At 44.7% G+C, this 21,627-nt stretch carries 14 protein-coding genes; 8 read left to right on the plus strand and 6 right to left on the minus strand.

The genetic code is table 11. The annotated features are described in order from the left end of the window. Positions 1–159 precede the first annotated feature (159 nt). The 3 genes from QTN95_RS08630 to nspC all read left to right on the plus strand — a co-directional run bounded on the left by QTN95_RS08630 (position 160) and on the right by nspC (position 5,542). Positions 160–3,060: a pyridoxal phosphate-dependent class III aminotransferase gene (locus QTN95_RS08630; protein WP_331417176.1), complete on the plus strand. Its 2,901-nt coding sequence runs from the start codon at positions 160–162 to the stop codon at positions 3,058–3,060. A 14-nt stretch (positions 3,061–3,074) separates the two neighbouring features. Beyond that, positions 3,075–4,319, plus strand: coding sequence for a carboxynorspermidine synthase (locus QTN95_RS08635; RefSeq protein WP_331417177.1), 1,245 nt, complete (start codon positions 3,075–3,077; stop codon positions 4,317–4,319). 89 nt (positions 4,320–4,408) lie between these two features. Beyond that, positions 4,409–5,542 (plus strand): carboxynorspermidine decarboxylase, encoded by a 1,134-nt coding sequence (nspC, locus tag QTN95_RS08640; RefSeq protein ID WP_331417178.1) that lies wholly within the window; start codon positions 4,409–4,411, stop codon positions 5,540–5,542. 69 nt (positions 5,543–5,611) lie between these two features. Here nspC and QTN95_RS08645 read toward each other — a convergent pair whose 3' ends face one another. Beyond that, positions 5,612–6,124, minus strand: coding sequence for a glycine cleavage system protein R (locus QTN95_RS08645; protein WP_331417179.1), 513 nt, complete (start codon positions 6,122–6,124; stop codon positions 5,612–5,614). 211 nt (positions 6,125–6,335) lie between these two features. Further along, positions 6,336–7,232: a DUF3943 domain-containing protein gene (locus QTN95_RS08650; RefSeq protein WP_331417180.1), complete on the minus strand. Its 897-nt coding sequence runs from the start codon at positions 7,230–7,232 to the stop codon at positions 6,336–6,338. A gap of 174 nt (positions 7,233–7,406) precedes the next feature. Between QTN95_RS08650 and QTN95_RS08655 the strand changes: the two genes are divergently transcribed. Together QTN95_RS08655 and QTN95_RS08660 are read left to right on the plus strand one after the other, a co-directional pair. Then, positions 7,407–8,648, plus strand: a complete 1,242-nt coding sequence (locus QTN95_RS08655; protein WP_331417188.1) for a CinA family nicotinamide mononucleotide deamidase-related protein — start codon at positions 7,407–7,409, stop codon at positions 8,646–8,648. 244 nt (positions 8,649–8,892) lie between these two features. Continuing rightward, positions 8,893–9,132, plus strand: a complete 240-nt coding sequence (locus tag QTN95_RS08660) for a 30S ribosomal protein S6 modification protein (RefSeq protein WP_138971984.1) — start codon at positions 8,893–8,895, stop codon at positions 9,130–9,132. A gap of 350 nt (positions 9,133–9,482) precedes the next feature. Here the strand turns inward: QTN95_RS08660 and yfaE are convergent, their stop codons facing one another. The 4 genes from yfaE to ubiG all read right to left on the minus strand — a co-directional run bounded on the left by yfaE (position 9,483) and on the right by ubiG (position 14,436). Continuing rightward, positions 9,483–9,761, minus strand: coding sequence for a class I ribonucleotide reductase maintenance protein YfaE (gene yfaE / locus QTN95_RS08665; RefSeq protein ID WP_331417181.1), 279 nt, complete (start codon positions 9,759–9,761; stop codon positions 9,483–9,485). Beyond that, a complete protein-coding gene (gene nrdB / locus QTN95_RS08670; protein ID WP_331417182.1) occupies positions 9,761–10,894 on the minus strand; it encodes a class Ia ribonucleoside-diphosphate reductase subunit beta in 1,134 nt (377 codons plus the stop codon). Before nrdB ends, yfaE begins: the two co-directional genes overlap by 1 nt. An 83-nt stretch (positions 10,895–10,977) precedes the next feature. Next, a complete protein-coding gene (nrdA, locus tag QTN95_RS08675) occupies positions 10,978–13,260 on the minus strand; it encodes a class 1a ribonucleoside-diphosphate reductase subunit alpha (protein WP_331417183.1) in 2,283 nt (760 codons plus the stop codon). Positions 13,261–13,728: 468 nt separating this feature from the next. Next, positions 13,729–14,436, minus strand: coding sequence for a bifunctional 2-polyprenyl-6-hydroxyphenol methylase/3-demethylubiquinol 3-O-methyltransferase UbiG (ubiG, locus tag QTN95_RS08680; RefSeq protein ID WP_331417184.1), 708 nt, complete (start codon positions 14,434–14,436; stop codon positions 13,729–13,731). A gap of 284 nt (positions 14,437–14,720) precedes the next feature. On the opposite strand from ubiG, the gene gyrA reads away from it, so the two are divergent. The 3 genes from gyrA to QTN95_RS08695 all read left to right on the plus strand — a co-directional run bounded on the left by gyrA (position 14,721) and on the right by QTN95_RS08695 (position 21,408). Next, positions 14,721–17,348 carry a DNA topoisomerase (ATP-hydrolyzing) subunit A gene (gene gyrA / locus QTN95_RS08685; RefSeq protein WP_331417185.1) on the plus strand — a complete coding sequence of 876 codons (2,628 nt, stop codon included), beginning with the start codon at positions 14,721–14,723 and terminating at the stop codon, positions 17,346–17,348. Between the two features lie 225 nt (positions 17,349–17,573). Continuing rightward, complete coding sequence (locus QTN95_RS08690) at positions 17,574–19,328, plus strand: putative bifunctional diguanylate cyclase/phosphodiesterase (protein WP_331417186.1); 1,755 nt, start codon at positions 17,574–17,576, stop codon at positions 19,326–19,328. 196 nt (positions 19,329–19,524) lie between these two features. Then, entirely contained in the window at positions 19,525–21,408 is a 1,884-nt protein-coding gene (locus QTN95_RS08695) for a methyl-accepting chemotaxis protein (protein WP_331417187.1), read from the plus strand. Positions 21,409–21,627 lie beyond the last annotated feature (219 nt).

A 21,627-nucleotide genomic window follows, 5' to 3' on the forward strand; every position in this document is an offset into this window, starting at 1 on the left:
ATTACTGAACCTTGATCTAAATTTTCTTCTATGTAGTCCATCGTAATGATGGAGCGAATTGTCGTACGCGTTATTTATTTCGATCGCGGAACGGCTTGCTTTACCCTCAATTCAGACATTGTTCTGCTGAGGGATAATTACATTTCAAGGGATTAGATCATGAGCACAGCCTTTGAAGTCGATAACGCAGTGATGAACACCGATATCGCAACCCCTTTTTCTACACAAATTCCAGTATTGAATGGCATCTACGATTTGACGCCAGACCAAGTACTGATTGATCAAGAGCAGCACGAATCTGCCGTACGCTCTTACCCTCGTCGTCTACCTATCGCAATCAAGCAAGCCTACGGTGTGCTTGTTGAAGATACCCGCGGACAGCTATTTCTAGACTGTTTGGCTGGTGCTGGTACGTTGGCATTGGGCTATAACCATCCAGAGATCAACCAAGCACTTAAGGATGAACTTGACAGCGGTTTGCCATATCAGACTCTTGATATTGCAACGGAAGCCAAAACAAAATTCATTAAGAGTGTTAAGCACTTTCTTCCTCAGCAATTAGGCGACAACTGTGTTATTCAGTTTTGTGGTCCTTCGGGCGCTGACGCCGTTGAAGCTGCGATCAAATTAGCTAAGCAGACTACTGGTCGTAATACCATGTTCGCTTTCCGAGGTGCATACCATGGTATGACTAACGGAACCATGGGCATGATGGGTAACTTGGGTACCAAGGCTCGTCGTACCGGTTTGATGTCTGATGTTCACTTTATGCCTTTCCCTTACAGCCTACGCTGTCCGTTTGGATTGGGTGGTGATGAAGGCGCTAAAGCAAGTATCCGGTATATCGAACGTCTGCTAAACGATGATGAAGCGGGCATTATGAAGCCAGCCGCCATCATTGTAGAACCAGTGCAGGGTGAGGGTGGGGTCATTCCTGCGCCTGCTTTTTGGTTACGTGAGTTACGTCGTATCTGTGATGAACACGGTATCCTACTAATTTTTGACGAAATTCAGTGTGGTGTTGGTAAAACTGGCTACAACTTCGCGTTTGAAGAAGCGGGTATCATTCCTGATGTACTGTGTTTATCAAAGGCGATTGGTGGCGGTATGCCTATGTCGTTGCTGGTTATCAACAAGCAGCACGACACATGGAAACCAGGTGAACACACAGGGACTTTCCGCGGTAACCAACTTGCGATGGTATCGGGTGCCAAAGCACTAGAAATTATCCAACGTGATAACTTAGTTGAGCATGCCAACATCGCAGGTCAATATCTGCGTCTTGGTCTTGAAGGCATTCAAAAGCGAGTAGATTGTATCGCAGAAGTGCGTGGCAAAGGCTTGATGCTAGGTGTTGAGATCCGTAAGCCAGGCAGTGAACTGAATAAATTCGGTGAGCCGGTATCTGATGGTCAACTGACACTGAAGATTCAGCGTGCAGCGCTAGAGCGTGGTCTGATGGTAGAAAAAGGTGGGCGTGACGGTTCGGTTATCCGTTTCCTTCCTCCTCTGATTATCTCTTTCGAGCAAATCGATTTTGCGTTACGTGTGATTGAAGAAGCGATTCTTGTTGCTGGCGGCAACCCAGTGTCCCCTGAGCAGGCGAATGAGAGCTGGAAACAGCACTTTATCCAAACTGGTGAAGCAGGCGGTCGTGAGTTTGCCAAAATGATGAACCACGCGACTTCAGCGATGAAAGCCGTGTTTGAACAAGTTGACGCGCCATACTCTGGTCTAGAACCAAAGCTATTGGAGCAAGCGATCAACTCTGTTGACCTAGATAACAGAAACGCGCCACTTGCAGACATTATTGGTGAAACGGCGGAATTAGTCGCGAAAAACTCAATCATTGTTCAGCATCCAGACTGTATTGCTCATCTACATACGCCACCATTGATGCCATCGGTAATCGCGGAAGCGATGATCGCGGCGCTAAACCAATCAATGGATTCTTGGGATCAATCGTCAGCAGCCACTTATGTTGAGCAAAAAGTCGTAGACTGGATGTGCAGCAAGTATGACCTAGGTTCAAAAGCAGACGGTGTATTCACTAGTGGTGGTACGCAAAGTAACTTAATGGGTTTGTTGCTAGCGCGTGACTGGGTAGCGGATAGACTGAACTCTCACTCAGTGCAAAAGCAAGGCTTACCTGATTACGCCTCAAAGCTTCGCATTCTGTGTTCGAAAAAGTCTCACTTCACAGTACAGAAGTCCGCATCTCTGCTTGGGCTCGGTGAAGGCGCGGTATGCTGCGTTGATGCCAATCCAAATGGCACGATGAAAGTGGCAGCGTTACAGGCAGAAGTTGAGGCTCTGCTGGGTCAAGGCCTGATTCCTTTCGCGGTCGTGGGTACAGCGGGGACAACCGATCATGGCGCCATTGATGACCTAGCGGCAATTGCCGATCTCGCACAGCAAAACCAGATGTGGTTCCACGTTGACAGTGCTTATGGTGGTGCGCTGATCTTAAGCAGCCACAAAGACCGTCTAGCGGGTATTGAGCGTGCAGATTCTGTTAGCGTTGATTTCCACAAGTTGTTCTATCAAACAATCAGTTGTGGTGCGATTCTCCTTAAAGACAAAGCTAACTTCCGATTCCTACTTCACCATGCTGATTATCTGAATCGCGAACATGATGAGCTACCGAATCTGGTCGATAAGTCAATCGCGACGACCAAGCGTTTTGATGCGTTAAAAGTGTTCATGACAATGCAGAGTGTCGGTCCAGATGCCCTGGGAGAAATGTATGATCACGTTATTGAACAAACTCAGCGTGTTGCTGAACTTGTTGACGTACATGAAGGGTTTGAGTTACTGGCTCAGCCTTCTCTTTCTACGGTGCTGTTCCGTGCGGTGAATCCAAACGCCACTGATCTCGATGAGCTGAATAAAGTCGTAAGACTAGAGGCTTTAGTCCGCGGAATAGCGGTGCTAGGTGAGACTATGGTTGATGGTAAATCGGCACTGAAGTTTACAATTTTAAATCCATGTTTAAAGATTTCTGACTTCGAATCTTTACTGAACAAAATCAATACACTGGCGATTGAGCTAGCAAAATAAAGGTAACAAATACTATGGCTATTCTACAAATTGGTGCAGGTGGTGTCGGATGGGTTGTTGCTCACAAAGCGGCACAAAATAACGATGTTCTAGGTGATATTACCATCGCTTCGCGCACAGTCGGTAAATGTGAAAAAATCATTGAGTCTATTCAAAAGAAGAACAACCTCAAAGATCCTTCTAAAAAGCTAGAATCTCGCGCAGTGAATGCAGATGACGTGGATGCGTTGGTTGCACTGATCAACGACGTTAAACCTGATCTTGTTATTAACGCTGGTCCTCCGTGGGTCAACATCAAGATTATGGAAGCATGTTACCAAACTAAAGTTAGCTACCTAGATACCTCAGTTGCTGTAGACTTGTGCTCAGAAGGTCAGCAAGTTCCTCAAGCGTACGACTGGCAATGGGGTTACCGTGAGAAGTTCGAACAAGCGGGTATCACAGGTATTCTTGGCGCAGGTTTCGATCCAGGTGTGGTATCAGTATTTGCAGCGTATGCAGTTAAGCATCTGTTCGATGAAATCGACACGATTGACGTGATGGACGTAAACGCAGGTGACCATGGTAAGAAGTTTGCGACAAACTTTGACCCAGAAACAAACATGCTTGAAATCCAAGGCGACTCATTCTACTGGGAAAACGAAGAGTGGAAGCAAGTACCGTGTCACTCACGTATGCTTGAATTTGACTTCCCACTTGTAGGTAAGCATAAAGTTTACTCAATGGCGCACGACGAAGTTCGTTCAATGCAAGAGTTCATTCCAGCAAAACGTATTGAGTTCTGGATGGGCTTTGGTGACAGATACCTAAACTACTTCAACTGTATGCGTGATATTGGTCTACTGAGTCCAGAGCCATTAACACTGCATGACGGTACTGTTGTACAGCCTCTTCATGTTCTAAAAGCACTACTGCCAGACCCTACTTCCCTTGCACCGGGTTACACAGGTAAAACCTGTATCGGTACTTGGGTTCAGGGTAAGAAAGACGGCAAAGAGCGCAGTGTCTTCATCTACAACAATGCGGACCATGAAGTTGCATATGAAGATGTAGAACACCAAGCGATTTCTTACACAACGGGTGTTCCTGCAATCACTGCTGCGCTTCAATTCTTCCGCGGTAAGTGGGCGGACAAAGGCGTGTTCAACATGGAACAGCTTGACCCAGATCCGTTCCTAGAAACAATGCCAGAAATCGGCCTAGATTGGCATGTTCAGGAACTGGAAGTTGGTCAGCCTGTTATCCATAAGCTGAAGTAATCGGCCTGAACGACTGACAGATAAAATTTAAGCCGATGCTTTGCATCGGCTTTATTCGATTTTAGAGTGAACCTACTCAAGGTATTAGAATGCAACATAACGAACTTAAAACCCCTTACTTTATGATCAATGAAGATAAGTTGGTTGAAAACCTCGAGAAAGCGAAACAGCTTAAAGAGATTTCAGGCGTTAAGCTGGTGCTGGCGCTGAAATGTTTCTCAACTTGGGGGGTGTTTGACATCATTAAGCCGTATCTTGATGGTACAACAAGCTCAGGCCCGTTTGAGGTTAAGCTTGGCTACGAAACATTTGGTGGCGAAACACACGCTTATAGCGTCGGATACAGTGAAGAAGACGTACGTGAAGTTGCGGATATCTGTGACAAGATGATCTTCAACTCTCAAAGCCAGTTGGCAGCCTACCGTCACATTGTTGAGGGCAAAGCATCACTAGGATTACGTTTGAATCCAGGTGTGAGCTATGCAGGACAAGACCTTGCTAACCCTGCGCGTCAGTTTTCGCGCTTAGGTGTTCAAGCCGATCACATTGAGCCGCAAATTTTTGACGAAATTGATGGCGTGATGTTCCACATGAACTGTGAGAACAAAGATGTGGACGCATTTATCGGCTTGCTTGATGCTATCTCAGAGCAGTTTGGCGAATACCTCGACAAACTTGATTGGGTAAGCATGGGTGGTGGTGTGTTCTTCACTTGGCCTGGCTACGATATCGAAAAACTAGGTTTGGCGCTAAAGGCGTTTGCGCAAAAACACGGCGTTCAAATGTATCTAGAGCCGGGTGAAGCAATCATCACTAAAACCACTGATCTTGTTGTGACTGTGGTTGATATTGTTGAGAACGTAAAGAAAACGGCTATTGTTGATTCGGCGACAGAAGCACACCGTTTGGATACGCTTATTTACAATGAGCCAGCATCGATTCTTGAAGCATCAGAGAACGGTGAGCACGAGTACGTAATTGGTTCTTGTTCTTGTCTGGCTGGCGACCAATTCTGTGTTGCTAACTTCGAACAACCACTAAAGATTGGTCAGCGTCTGCACATTTTGGACAGTGCAGGTTATACCATGGTTAAACTCAACTGGTTTAACGGGCTTCGCATGCCTTCGGTTTACTGTGAACGCTCTAATGGTTCGATCGAAAAGCTGAACGAGTTCGACTACTCAGACTTTAAACGTTCATTGTCTCAATGGTCAGTGAAATAAGATTGACTGACTTCGACTAGCAACGAAAAAGAGAGCGACATTGGCGCTCTCTTTATTTAACAAACTGCCTTAGCTTTCAACTAAGACGCGAGTATCTTCACTGAGAGACTCCAGTTCATTAGCGACATCTTTGATGTCCAGTTCTTTTGGTAATCTTATTGCCATATTTGCGGTAAATAGACTTGAACTGACACCGCCACCACCAGCGATAAATACGCGTTGACAATCCATATCTAGAATATTAATACCTTGGCCATCAAGTACATGAGTGATCTCATTGACAATACCCGCTCGATCGTTGGAATCGAGTCTTAATTGGTAGATGGTATCAACGTGATGATTGGCCTGATCGGATTCCGTTATTTGTACCAGTAAATCTGGGTGACCATTGAAAGCATCTTTGACCACCTCGGTATTCTCAGTAGGCAGCTCAACTTTTATTACCGCAGCAACTTGATCCTCAATAAAATTAACTTTGCTGATTAACCACTTACCACCATTCTCATGGGTGATTGCGGCTAACTGCTTAATTGTCGCAGGTGTTGCTTTACCGACGAAATTAACGATAAATGTGCTTTGCATAGTGGGCCTCCTAGCGTTGATACAGGCAAGATTCATCGGTCCAAACCTATAGGAGGATGACTGCCTAAATTCAGTTTAGGATTGTGGCAAATGTTAGGTTTGACTTGGGTCAACTTTTAAACCTAATCTATTGTTGGCATTACTAATATCACGTAGCGAGCACAAAAAAAGCGACGTGGAGACGTCGCTTTTTCATAGGATTGAGAGGTATTTAGAAGGTGATTTTCATTTCTACGCCGTAGAAAACATCATCGTAGCTTGCACCCGCATCCATGGCGAACTTAGCTGCATCTTGGTTACCAAACCAAGGTTTGCTGCTGTACTGGAACTCAGCGCTGCCGCCCCATGCGTCACTGACCCAGCCATGAATATGGCCAACAGGGTTGAGGAAGAATAGGGTAATGCCACCCATGGTATCAGAACCCATGACTTCGCCACCAGAAGCTACGATATCTTGTTCTGCTTCGAACATCATTTCACCAACAACCGCACCAAAGAACGGAGTAATGAAGATATCTTGCCATGACGGGATCTCTGCGAAGGCCTCGACGCCGTATTCCCAGAAGAATGTCGACATAGTGGCAGAGTAAAGGAACGACTCAAATTCATTGAATCCAGCATGGCGAGCTGCGGTGTAGTAAACACCCCCAAAATATGGGTGCATGATGTAGTTGAGGAAATGTTCATCACGGTCCCAAACTGGGCCATCAGTGACGTTATCTTTCCATTTTTTACCAAGGCCACTTAAGTCACGATCTTCTTCATCCCACTTTGTGATAGATTCTGGAAGTAGTGTCATCAAGCCGACAGTTGCAACGCTTAAACCTAAGATGGTGTAAGTCTGACCCATAAGGTAGTCCCAATCTTTTTCGCTTGAAGGCGTGAGATATTTTGGCAGCCCCTGATCTTCAAGTTTGAGATCATTTTCGGTCAAACTTAACCAATAAGGATCTTTAGATTGATATTGATAGGAGTGATTGTAGAACGTGTCGGTCTCAGCTTGATCTACTGTATACGAAAACTCAATGTGTTGATTTGATTCATAAACATTAGCGTTGGCGCAAGCAGACGCTGACAACATTAAAGCAGCAATGCTTTTTTTGAACACAGAAAACTCCATCGTTATTATTTTAATGATCAGGTTCACAATTATCTTATAAACTTAGCGGAATAGAAACCCGTAATTGTCCTAAATAAGTAATTGGTTCGATTTTAGGACTATGAGAATAGTATTTATAAGTTAAACTCACGAACGTGAGAGGTTTCCCACAAAGGATAAATGATGTTAAAAATCGCAATGCTAAGCACTGGGGAAGAAGTTCTTCACGGAGATATTGTTGATTCCAATGCTGCGTGGTTGTCACGTCGATTTTTCGAAAATGGTTACAGTCTGACCAAACGTTCAACGGTTGGCGATGAAATGTCTGCGCTAGTGGAAGAGCTTATGATGCTCAGTTTCAATAGCGACATTGTCATTGTAAATGGTGGTTTGGGGCCAACTAGCGATGATTTAAGTGCTCAGGCAGCCGCAGAAGCCGCCGAAACAGAGTTGGTGCTGTATCCTGAATGGTTGGAAAAACTAGAGCGTTTTTTTGCTGCTCGTGGTGTCACTATGCCAGAAAGTAATCGCAAACAAGCCATGTTGCCAAAAGATTCCGTTCTACTCGATAACCCGATTGGGACGGCTTGCGGGTTTAAAGTTACTTTCAATAACTGTGATTTTTATTTCACTCCTGGGGTACCGAGTGAATTCAAGTTAATGGTCGATCAACAGATCCTACCGGATATGAAGCAAGTTCATCCCGATATTGCGGGTCTCGAGTGCAGTAAACTCTACACATTTGGCACCTCAGAGTCTGCGCTGTCCGATAAACTTGATAAAGTTCAGTTGCCTCAAGGGTACACGCTTGGCTATCGTTCATACCTTCCATACATCGAAGTGAAACTGTTTGGTCCAAAGAACGATTTGGATAATCGCGTCAAGCTGCTACAAATCATTTTCAACTTGATTGAAAGTAATGTCGTGAGTGTCGATGAGTCGATGCCAGAACATCTTGCTTTCCTCATTCAAGAGAAACAGTACTCGATATCGACCGCTGAGCAGTCAACCTTTGGTGCGTTGTCTCAATGTTTGCACTCAGACTCCCAAGCAGCCCAATACTGTGGTCATGGTTGGGTGTTAGGTGAGCGTGTTGCTGTTGGAGATGCGAATGATGATCCATTGGCGGCGGCCTTTGCCCTTGCAGGTGCGACCAAAGATAAATGTGCAACGGATCTGGCGATTGTGACAGGTAAGGTATCCGACAAAACCTTTTCCGTGGCGATTGCGGCGCCGGAAGGGGAGTGGGGGCAAACCTTGACCTTGAATCGTAATTACAGTCGCGATGAGCAAGTTCTCGTTATCACCACAGTGGCGGCAGATATGTTACGTCGTTACCTAAGCGCTAAGCCGATGTTCGTTTCCTACAGTTCTCTAACTAGAGAAAAGGAAATGTTCGTTCCACGAAGCGTCCTCAAAGCATAGTTATTCAGCTAGAAGAGCGAGCCAGTTTTGTCAAACTGGCTCAGACTGCTGTTCTGTAATAAGTGAATGAATATGTTTCTTATTACTCATGTCGTCTCATATTATTTTCTTATGCAAAAATCATATAATGCTTAACGCGATGATTTTCAATAGAACAGAAACTTGTCTTACTTTTGCAACGTGCATTCTTCACAATAACCTTTAAACTGACTATTCGATTTGCAAACTGTTCAAGGAGGTTCGCATGTTTGGTCAATCAAAAATCATTGTGTGGTATCAGGTTGCAAGCCAAAAAGTCCTTTTGGGTGAGGCGGTTAGGGATGGTCGTCAAGATATGATCTCATTATGGCTGCAAGCTCCGAAAGAGAAGCGAGGCGAAGATAGCCTTGGCTATCACCTATCGTTGTTCGATGACGATGGCAGGGAGATTGCAGACAAGTCTGTCTCTATGGTGACAGCCGATCAGTTTTTGTCGCGAGCTTAAATCTCAGGTACAACCACAAAATTAGTTTAGTTTTCACCTCACTATTTTGGTGAATAGTTATTCACATTGGCGTTGTCATTCAAAAGGTCTAGAGAATAGAATTTTGGCTTCTGATCAGTGAGTGGTAGGGTTTTGTGACTGACACAGCGAGTTAGAGATGTAATGGAATATGTTTTTCTAAACGCTGTGATCAGACCTTATTCCTACGACTAAATCCAGAAAATTTACGACTAATGGATGAGACGAGTCTTCTTGTAACAAAAGGTTAATCCGTTAAGCTGAAGAACACAAAATAAAACGGCCGACATCATAATGATATCGGCCGTTTGTGGTTAGAACAGTGCAAGTTGTTATGCGCGCTTCTCTTTTAGTACGTAGTTGACACCCTCAATCTCGATGTCTGACTTCGCTTTACAGATACACGGCAAAATCTCTTTCTCTTGCGTGTAAGCCATTGCAAAACCAACGTATTCCACTTCTCCAGAAACCAGGGTGCAGCGGCAAGCGCCACAATGACCATCTCGACAGTTATATTCTGGCTCTAACCCAGCGTTCTCCATCGTTTCCAAAATGGTATTTGATGGGTGAGACTGGATAGCAGTGAGGGCGTTAATTTTGATATTGGGCATTACAGTTCAAAGTCCTTGAAGTCGTCCGCGCGAACATCACTGTCGATCTGACCGACAAGGTAAGATGAGATTTCTGCTTCTTGCGGCGCAACCTGCACGTTGTCTGAAGATAACCATGCATTGATCCAAGGAATCGGGTTAGATGTCGCTTCAGGGTAAGCCGCATCAAGACCGACTGCCTGCATACGGATGTTAGTGATGTATTCAACGTATTGGCAAAGAATGTCTTTGTTCAGACCGATCATCGAGCCATCTTTGAATAGGTATTCCGCCCACTCTTTCTCTTGCTCTGCTGCTGCTTTGAACAGATCGAAACACTCTTGCTTACACTCTTCAGCGATTTGCATGAATGAGAAGTCATCCTGACCGTTGCGCAGTAGGTTGATCATATGCTGCGTACCGGTTAAGTGAAGTGCTTCATCACGAGCAATTAGCTTGATGATTTTAGCGTTACCTTCCATAAGCTCACGTTCAGCAAATGCGAATGAACAAGCAAAACTTACGTAGAAACGAATGGCTTCTAATGCATTAACCGACATTAGACAAACATATAGTTTCTTCTTCAGGTCATGCAGTTTAATGGTGATCTCTTCACCGTTAACCTGATGAGTACCTTCGCCATAGCGGTGGTAGTCATTGGTCATCTTAATCAGATCATCGTAGTAGTGAGAAATGTCTTCAGCACGTTTTAGGATATGCTCGTTCTCTACGATATCGTCAAACACCAAACCAGGATCGTTCACGATGTTACGGATGATGTGCGTGTATGAACGAGAGTGAATCGTTTCAGAGAAAGACCAAGTCTCGATCCACGTTTCTACTTCTGGTAGTGACACAAGGGGAAGTAGTGCAACGTTTGGGCTACGACCTTGAATAGAATCAAGCAAGGTTTGGTATTTTAGGTTAGAGATGAAAATGTGTTTTTCATGCTCTGGTAGCTTGTTGTAATCGATACGGTCGCTAGATACGTCAACTTCTTCTGGACGCCAGAAAAATGAAAGCTGCTTTTCAATCAGCTTTTCGAAAATCTCAAATTTCTGTTGGTCGTAGCGTGCTACGTTGACTGACTGACCTAAGAACATTGGTTCTTTTAGCTGGTCATTTTTGTTTCGGTTAAAAGTACTGTAAGCCATGATGCCTCAATTCCTTTTATGCCCCTCGTTACAAGAGGGGCGAATAATTTGTTATGCCTTAGCCACTGAGAGTGGGCCAGGGATTAAATCTTACAACCGCCGCCTGCGCAATCGTCATCTTGTGGTTGTACAGCGTCCTTCTGGTCGTCGCTCGCACCATCACGTGTGTTATGGTAGTAAAGCGTCTTAACACCGAACTTATACGCAGTAAGAAGATCTTGCAGCAGTTTCTTCATTGGTACTTTACCGCTTTCGAAACGCGTTGGGTCGTAGTTAGTGTTTGCAGAGATAGCTTGGTCAACAAACTTCTGCATGATACCAACTAGGTGCAAGTAACCTTCGTTCGAACCAATATTCCACAGTAGCTCGTAGTTGTTTTTGTACTCAGTGAACTCGGGAACAACTTGCTTCAAGATACCATCTTTAGACGCTTTCACTGATACATAGCCACGTGGCGGCTCAATGCCGTTAGTCGCGTTAGAAATCTGAGAAGAGGTCTCAGAAGGCATCAATGCTGTTAAGGTAGAGTTACGCAGACCATGTGTCATGATCTCTTGGCGTAGGCCATCCCAGTCATAGTGCAGCGGCTCATCACAGATCTTATCCACGTCTTTCTTGTAAGTGTCGATAGGAAGTAGACCTTTCGCGTAGTTTGTCTCTCCGAATAGAGGACACTTACCTTGCTCTTTTGCTAGTGCTACTGATGCTTTCAACAAGTAGTATTGAATCGCTTCAAATGTACGGTGAGTTAGGCCGTTTGCGCTGCCATCAGAGTATTTCACGCCATTCTTAGCAAGGTAGTAGGCGTAGTTGATAACGCCCACACCTAGAGTACGACGGTTCATAGTAGATTTGTACGCCGCTGGAAGAGGGTAGTCTTGGTAATCAAGCAGTGCGTCAAGAGCGCGAACAACAAGATCTGACAGCTCTTCAAAATCGTCGAGCGACTTAATTGAACCCAAGTTAAATGCAGACAGAGTACACAGTGCGATTTCGCCTGAGTCATCTTCAACGTTGGTTAACGGTTTGGTCGGCAGTGCAATCTCAAGACACAGGTTAGACTGACGGACTGGTGCAACTTCAGCGTCAAATGGGCTGTGAGTATTACAGTGGTCAACGTTCTGAATGTAGATACGACCTGTAGAGGCACGCTCTTGCATCAAGATAGAGAACATCTCAATTGCTTTTACGGTCTCTTTTTTGATTGATGGATCATTTTCATATTGAACGTATAGGCGCTCAAACTCATCTTGGTTCTGGAAGAACGCGTCGTAAAGTCCAGGAACGTCAGAAGGCGAGAATAGCGTGATGTTGCCACCCTCAACCAGACGTTGGTACATCAAACGGTTCAACTGAACGCCGTAGTCCATATGACGAACACGGTTTTCTTCTACACCACGGTTATTTTTCAGGACCATAAGTGCTTGAGATTCACCGTGCCATAGTGGGTAAAATACGGTCGCTGCACCGCCACGAACGCCGCCCTGAGAACAACATTTCACCGCAGTTTGAAAATACTTGTAGAACGGGATACAACCAGTGTGGAATGCTTCGCCACCACGGATCTCTGAACCTAGAGCGCGGATACGACCTGCGTTGATACCGATACCAGCACGTTGTGATACGTAACGAACGATAGAGCTCGCCGTCGCATTGATAGAATCTAAGCTATCACCACACTCGATCAGTACACATGAACTAAACTGACGAGTAGGAGTACGTACACCAGACATAATTGGTGTAGGTAGAGAAATGTTGAATGTTGAAGTCGCATCATAGAAACGCTTGATGTAATCAAGACGAGTCTCTTTTGGATACTTAGCAAACAAACAAGCCGCAACAAGAATGTATAGGAACTGAGCACTTTCGTAGATCTGACCTGATACGCGGTTCTGTACAAAGTACTTACCTTCTAGCTGTTTAACAGCAGCGTATGAAAAGTCTAGGTCACGTTTGTGGTCTAGGTAATCATCTAGCTCATCCAGCTCTGCTTTGGTGTAGTCTACCAGAATGTGCTTGTCGTATTTGCCCATTTCAACAAGATGAGATACATGATCATATAACGTTGGTGGCTCATACTGACCGTACGCTTTTTTACGCAGGTGGAATACAGCTAATCGAGCAGCAAGGTATTGGTAGTCAGGCGTCTCTTCTGAGATTAAGTCAGCCGCTGATTTGATGATAGTTTCATGAATATCAGAGGTTGTAATACCGTCATAGAACTGAATGTGAGCGCGCAGTTCTACTTGAGATACAGAGACGTTATCTAGACCTTCTGCAGCCCAGGTAATAACGCGATGGATCTTTTCAAGATCAATACTTTCTTTGCGTCCGTTACGCTTTGTAACGGTAAGTTGTTGGTTCATTCTGCTTCATTTCCCTAACAAAACTGATTAAAGCCGGATTTTTGTGTAATTCTTGTAAAATTCGTTCCGGCTTTGTGATCAAAGTCTATCTATATATTGTAGTACAAACACAACATATAGGGGTGCACCGAGGTGCGGATTACAAGATAGTGCTATCCCCACTGTATTTCAAGTTGCAGATCTTGGATGACTTGTGGATAACTAACAAAAATGAAAAAAACAGTAAGTGTCTACTAACCGATGAAGTTAGAGCAGCAAAGATTGTGTAAAACTGCACTTTGAGGATCGGTTTAGAAGTAACCATAAACAAAAAAAAATCCCTTGATCTTTACTCAATTTTGAGTGCGATTATTGAGTTGATTAAATTGGAATCAGATCGACAAAAATAGGTTAAAAAAGAACTAAAAAAGGCGGTAAGCTTGTGCTACCGCCTTAAACATAACCTTGTCTTTAGTCAGGTGAAATTGGCTAAAACTTTTGAGTGTGGACGATGTAGTTCACGTCAACATTTCGACCTAGTTTATAGGTGTCGGTAAGAGGGTTGTAGTGCAGACCAGTTATCGCCATTTCGGTCAAATCGGTGTGATCGACCATCTTAATCAGTTCAGCGGGACGAATAAACTTCTCGTGGTCATGAGTTCCTTCAGGAACGATTTTAAGCAGCTTCTCTGCGCCCACAATCGCAAACAGATACGACTTAACGTTACGGTTGAGAGTAGAGAAGAAAACATGACCACCAGGCTTTACAAGTGCTGCACATGAGCGAATGACTGACTGAGGATCAGGAACATGTTCTAGCATCTCCATACAGGTCACAACATCGTACTTACCTGCATTGTCGACAGCGTGATCTTCGATGGTACTCTGGATGTAAGTGAGCTTAATTCCTGTTTCAAGGGCATGAAGGCGAGCAACTTCAAGGGGCTCTTTACCCATATCTAGACCAGTCACCACGGCACCTTGCTTTGCCATGCTTTCAGCAAGAATACCGCCGCCACAACCGACATCGAGTACGGTTTTTCCAAATAAGCCGTCAGCCTTGTCAAGAACATAGTCTAAACGTAATGGGTTGATTTGGTGCAGTGGCTTAAATTCGCCCTCCAAATCCCACCAGCGTGAGGCCATATCCTCAAACTTCTTAATTTCATTTGGATCGACGTTTTGTGATTGGGTCATAACAACTCTATTAATTAACCAGCTTCCTTGAATGGGGCATTATACCCTTTAAATGATAACACTCCACAAGGAGGGGGCACTTTTATCGACTATTGAACAAAATGTAGCCACTAATCAGCAAGATATAAGATCAGTGTGCAATTTCTCGACGTTTGATTCACAACCAACCTCACAACCTGATAAAAGGAGAGGGAAAGTAATGCCGAACCACTGAATTGTATGTTATATTTTTGCACCTTAAGCGTATTGTACATACGATCTATAAATAGAGGGATAATGGCTCTATGAGCGATCTAGCGAAAGAGATCACGCCCGTAAACATTGAAGATGAGCTTCGAGGTTCATACCTAGACTATGCGATGTCAGTTATCGTTGGTCGTGCTCTTCCAGATGTGCGTGATGGCCTAAAGCCTGTACACCGCCGCGTTTTGTTCGCGATGAATGTACTTGGTAACGATTGGAATAAACCATACAAAAAATCTGCCCGTGTTGTTGGCGACGTAATCGGTAAATATCACCCACATGGTGATAGCGCTGTGTACGATACTATCGTACGTATGGCACAGCCGTTTTCGCTCCGTTACATGCTAGTCGACGGTCAAGGTAACTTCGGTTCGATCGATGGTGACTCAGCGGCGGCAATGCGTTACACCGAAGTTCGCATGGCCAAAATCGCCCACGAACTTCTCGCAGACCTAGATAAAGAGACAGTGGACTATGTACCAAACTACGACGGTACTGAACAAATTCCAGCTGTTCTACCTACAAAAATTCCTAACCTGCTGGTAAACGGTGCTTCTGGTATCGCGGTAGGTATGGCAACCAACATTCCACCACATAACCTTGGTGAAGTGATTGATGGCTGTCTTGCGTACATCAATAATGAACAAATCACTATTGATGAGCTGATGGATTACATTCCAGGCCCGGACTTCCCTACAGCGGCGCTAATTAGCGGTCGCAAAGGTATCGTTGATGCCTACAAGACTGGCCGTGGCAAAATCTACATGCGTTCTAAAGCGGAAATCGAGACAGAAAAAAATGGTAAAGAGACCATCATTGTTACCGAGATCCCTTATCAGGTAAACAAAGCTCGCTTGATTGAAAAGATTGCGGAGCTTGTAAAAGATAAGAAAGTAGAAGGCATCAGTGCACTGCGCGACGAGTCTGATAAAGACGGTATGCGCATTGTTATCGAATGTAAGCGCGATGCAGTAGGCGAAGTGGTTCTAAACAACCTGTACGCTCAAACTCAGTTGCAGACAACGTTCGGCATCAACATGGTTGCACTGAACAATGGTCAACCTCAGCTATTCAACCTGAAAGATATGTTGAAGTGCTTCGTTGATCACCGTCGTGAAGTTGTGACTCGTCGTACTATCTACGAACTACGTAAAGCGCGCGACCGTGCACATATCCTAGAAGGTTTAGCACTAGCGTTAGCGAACATCGATGAAATCATCGACCTTATCCGTAACGCACCAACGCCAGCTGAAGCTAAAGCAGGCTTGGTTGCTCGCGGCTGGGATTTGGGTAATGTGGCGGCGATGCTAGAGCGCGCTGGTACTGACGCTGCTCGTCCAGATTGGCTAGAAGCTCAATACGGTATCCGTGATGGCCTGTACTTCCTGACAGAAACTCAAGCACAAGCAATTCTAGACCTACGTCTACACAAACTAACAGGTCTTGAGCACGAGAAAATTCTTGATGAATACAAGCAACTTCTAGAAGAGATTGCTGAACTGATGCACATCCTTGCAAGCACAGAACGCTTGATGGAAGTGATCCGTGAAGAACTTGAATCTGTTCGTGATGCGTTTGGCGATGTTCGTCGTACAGAAATTACTGCCGCAAGCCATGATATCGACATGGAAGAGCTGATTGCTCGTGAAGACGTAGTAGTAACACTTTCTCACGAAGGTTACGTTAAATACCAAATCCTAAGCGATTACGAAGCTCAGCGTCGTGGTGGTAAAGGTAAGAGCGCAACTAAGATGAAAGAAGAAGACTACATTGAACGTCTTCTAGTGGCGAATACCCACGACAACATCCTATGTTTCTCTACTCGCGGTAAGACATACCGCCTGAAAGTGTACCAACTACCGCTAGCAAGTCGTACTGCACGTGGTAAACCAATCGTCAACATTCTTCCACTGGAAGAAGGTGAGCGTATTACAGCGATTCTGCCAGTCTCTGAGTTCAGTGCCGATAAGTTTATCTTTATGGCGACTGGCGACGGTACAGTTAAGAAAACGTCACTGGATCAGTTTGCAAACGTTCGTTCAAACGGTCTGATTGCGGTTAATCTACGTGAAGATGACTCTTTGATCGGTGTTGACATTACAGACGGTCAAAGTGACATCATGCTGTTCTCTAAAGCGGGTAAAGTTGTTCGCTTTAGTGAAGATAAAGTACGTGCAATGGGACGTACAGCGGCAGGTGTTCGTGGTATGAAACTGGCCGATGACGATCAAGTAGTATCGCTAATTGTTCCTTCTAACGAGGGTGACATTCTGACTGTGACTCAAAACGGTTTTGGTAAGCGTACTGAACTTGCAGAGTACCCAATCAAAGGACGCGCAACACAAGGTGTAGTTTCAATCAAGGTTTCTGAACGTAACGGCCCAGTGGTTGGTGCGGTTCAGGTAGAGGAAGGCGACGAGATGATGATGATCACCGACGCTGGAACCTTGGTTCGTACACGCGTAGCGGAAGTAAGCCAAGTGGGTCGTAACACTCAAGGTGTCACGCTCATCCGTACTTCAGCTGATGAAAGCGTTGTTGGTCTACAGCGAATTGACGAAGTTGAAGAAGCTGAACTTCCAGAAGGTGAAGAGGGTGTTGAAGGTGAACAAACTGTATCATCAGAAGCACCAGAGGCAGACCAAAAAAGTGATGATACTGAAGCCTAAGCTAAAGTAATAATCTAATTAATGAGGAATGCCAGACGAAAGTCTGGCATTTTTTTTGCCTTTTTTATTTAAGGTGATAGAGGTCATAGGAACATTTTCGACTATGCTTTAGGTTAGTAGTATAATCATTTAATGGTATTGCGTTCCATTTAATGATTGTGCATACTGTATGCTTCTTGGTCATTTATAGGCTTATTTGCAGGCATTTTTAGTAAGGAGGGTTGAGTGCAGTTGAAGCATTTCAATCGAGTAGTCCAATATGGTGTAACAGCTTTTTTCTTTATTTCTGTTGCCCTAATAACCTATACACTTATCTCTGAACATAAGTCTATTCGTCTGCTTTACACTGCGTTTCCTATTGCTATGTTAGTCGCTTACTTTTCACCTCGTAGGCGAATTAAAATTATTGCAAGTTTGGCCTCTTTATTCTTTATCTTCGGAGGTTCGATTATCGAACCTTTAGAGATGGATGCCATTGAAGAAAGCTTACTTGTCTTACCCCTCTGCTACATCATCTTGTTTCCAGGTTCACTGTGGCCAATCGCGGTGGGACTTGGGCTGATAGGCAGCTACCTTATTGATCTTCCTACTGAAGAGTTTGACGAGTTCGTCGAAGATGCAATTGAAGTACTCTTTATTACGATATTTGCCACAGTGATGACCTTCTATCAGCAAAAAGCGAAAAAGCAATCACGGTTGTATAAGCGGGCAAGTTTGACTGACTATTTGACCAATCTGCCTAATCGTAAGTCCTTTTTCCAAGCGGTGAGTGACCTTAGTGCCAGTGATCAGATGGACTATGCAGCGATTCAGGTCGGCTTGAACAACTTAAAGAAAGTGAATGACGATTTGGGCTACGGTTATGGTGATGAATTACTGTATCAATTCGCTTGTCACATTAAAAGACTTGTAGGTGGACACGGAAAACTATTTCGCTTAGGCGGTGATGAACTGATTATCTTGGTTGCCTGCCAGAATGGCGAACTCTATGAAGTGAATAAACTTATTGATCGACTTGAGGCGCATCATGACACAGTGTGTAAGATCCACAACACTTCGCACAGACTGAGATACAGAGGAGGATGTGCTCTGCTAAGTGATGCGCAAAATAACATCAAAGTATGGGGTAAAAACGTCGATGCAGCTGTTGCTCGAGGCAAGCAGAACGAATCGATTGGTGTCCAATGGTACGATGATGAATTGATGGATGAGACGATTCGTGCGCATCAGATTGAAATAGAACTCAAAGGCGCGATTGATAACCAGCAATTGTTCCTTGTCTATCAGCCAAAAGTCGATTTAGAAAGCGATAAGATCGTCGGTGCGGAAGCCTTGATCCGCTGGCAGCATCCAGATTTAGGGCTTGTGGCACCCAATGATTTTATTGGTGTTGCGGAGCGAACCGCGCAAATCATCCCAATCGGCCGATGGGTTTTCGAACAAGCCATTATTCAGGCTAAGGCTTGGCTCGATAAGGGCTCGCTAATTCCTATTTCTATCAATGTTTCTAGCGTTCAGTTTGCTCATGACGATATCTTTCCTTACATCATGGAACAGCTAGAGAAACACAAGTTGCCAGCCAATTGTTTGCAGATTGAAATCACCGAAACCGCAATGATGGATAAGCATTCCCAAGTTGCTCAGACTTGTAAAAAACTTCAAGACCTAGGGGTCACGATAGCCATTGATGATTTTGGGGTGGCGTATTCTTCATTGAACTATCTAAAACATCTACCTATCGATGTGGTCAAGATCGATAAGTCGTTTATTGATGACTGCGTAGAAGACGTCACCGACCATATGATTGTTCGAACCATAATCCAAATGGGACACAACCTAAACAAAACGGTGATTGCCGAAGGGGTAGAAGTCAACGAGCAACTCGAATTACTGCGTCGGGAAAAATGTCATCAGTATCAGGGTTACCTTTTTTCCAAGCCCATTTCTGCCGCAGAGTTTAATCAATTACTCATACAATAGTTGACAAATTGATGTCAAAAGTGGGTATAGAGTGCTGTGGTGATGACATGCGCAAAAAAATACCGTCATACGTTTATTAAAATATCGGGATAACAATACGTTATCTTAAGTCAAGATACTGACATTAATTGGTGCAAATGTAAGAAATTGCCGATAAAATTCCCTTCCTGTCTGTTCCACTAATTGTATAGAAACCATGAAACTATCCTTAAAACAAAAACTCATCGGCGCGAGTTTAATCGCCGTTGTGCTGATGGCAAGCGCTTTGACGTGGCTATCCGCCGATCAACTATCAAAACAAACACGTAATGGTGTCAATGCACGTGCAACAAGCTTAGCAAATGCGGCATCTGCAGGCGTTTCGGACTGGATATCGATCCGTAAAGATATTGCCAGTGCATTCAACGACTACAGCCGTGAAGCCGATGTGGTTCCGTTCCTGCAGCAAGCACGCAAAGCGGGCGGTTTTGATGACATTTTCCTTGGTACGCCAGAAGGTGGGATGTACCGCTCACACCCTGAACGTAATCGTGCAGATTACGACCCACGCGTTCGTCCTTGGTATATCGATGCGAGTAATGCGGGCAAACAGATCATTACCACAGCTTACACCGACGCAATCACCAATGCGTTACTAGTAACAATCGCTGAACCAATTCGTGCCAATGGACAGTTTGTTGGAGTGGTTGGTGCTGATGTACTTATCGACCAGTTAATTAATGACGTCATCAACTTGGATGCCGGTAAGAACGCATACGCAATGTTGATTGATGCTCAAGATGGCACATTCTTAGCTCACCCTGACAAATCACTCTCTTTAAAGCCAACGAACACTCTTTCTAAACAACTAACTTTGCGTGAGATCGAAAAGCATGCCAATACAGGTTCAGTAGCAACATTTGAGCGTAACGGTCAAGAGAAGCTCTACTTCTTTACTAAGGTGCCAGACACTCAGTGGATCTTTGCGATTGAGATGGACCGTGCAACGGAAGAAGCGGCACTGGCTGAGCTGCTACAAAGTTTGATCATCACGGCTGTGGTTATCACCTTAATTGTGATTGTACTTGTTTCATGGCTAGTTAGTTACTTGTTCAACGATTTGGTGCGTGTTTCAAAAGCGCTAGAAGAGATCGCGTCGGGTGAAGGCGACTTGACTCAACGTCTTGAACCACGCAGCGATGATGAAGTGGGGCAGTTAGCAAATAACTTCAACATCTTTGTTGGAAACATGCATGCGATGGTATCTAAGCTAAGCGTGGTTTCCGCTTCACTTTCAGAACAGTCTAAGCAGACGGCGATGCAAGCTGAAGAACGCAGTGCTCGTATCCGACTACAACAAGATGAAATCAACATGGTCGCGACCGCGATCAATGAGATGGCAGCCGCAACCCAAGAGATCGCTGGTAATGCAGATCACACAGCGCAAAACTCTAGCGAGGCTGTAACAGCTTGTATCCACGGTGGCGAGCAAGTCGTTCAAACTCAAGGCTCTATTCAAAATCTAGCCACAGAAGTGAGTGTAGCGACAGAAGTCATTCAGGAACTGGAGCAACACGGACACAGTATCAGTACCATCTTGTCGACGATTCAAGACATTGCAGAGCAAACCAACTTATTAGCATTGAACGCAGCAATCGAAGCGGCGCGTGCTGGTGAACAAGGTCGTGGTTTTGCGGTGGTTGCCGATGAAGTTCGAGTGTTGAGCCAGCGTACACATGCGTCGACCAAAGAGATTCAGCAAATGATTGAAACTTTGCAAAACACGACAGGTAAAGCCGTCGGTATTATGGGAGACAGCCGCCAACTAGCCGATACCAGTGTGAGCGATGCAAACTCTGCTGCGGTGAGTTTGACACAAATTCAAACGGCGGTTGAACGTATCAGCGATATGGCGACTCAAATCGCTTCTGCTGCGGAAGAGCAAGCTTCTGTGACGTCTGAAATTACTCGTAATACCGTCGGTATCCGCGATGTTTCTAACGAACTCGCTGACGAAGCGCACGATGCAGCATCTCAAGCGGCTCAACTATCTGAGTTGTCTAACGAACTTGAGCAAGAAATCCAGCGCTTTAAACTCTAAGTGACCCGAGCACTATAAACTTGTTATGACCCCCAATTGTTGACTAAAAACATTGGGGGTCTTTTTATAGATGGTGTGTGATGAGATGGTCACCTCTATCTCGGCATCGCAATGTGCCATGATTAACTTTTGACAGAATCAAGGATAAAGGTGACCAACATGAAATATAGGCTTATTAGTATCGATTTAGCAAAAAATGTGTTTCAGATTGCTGTATTC

This window comes from Vibrio sp. M260112 (assembly GCF_036533775.1).
Taxonomy (GTDB): Bacteria; Pseudomonadota; Gammaproteobacteria; order Enterobacterales; family Vibrionaceae; genus Vibrio.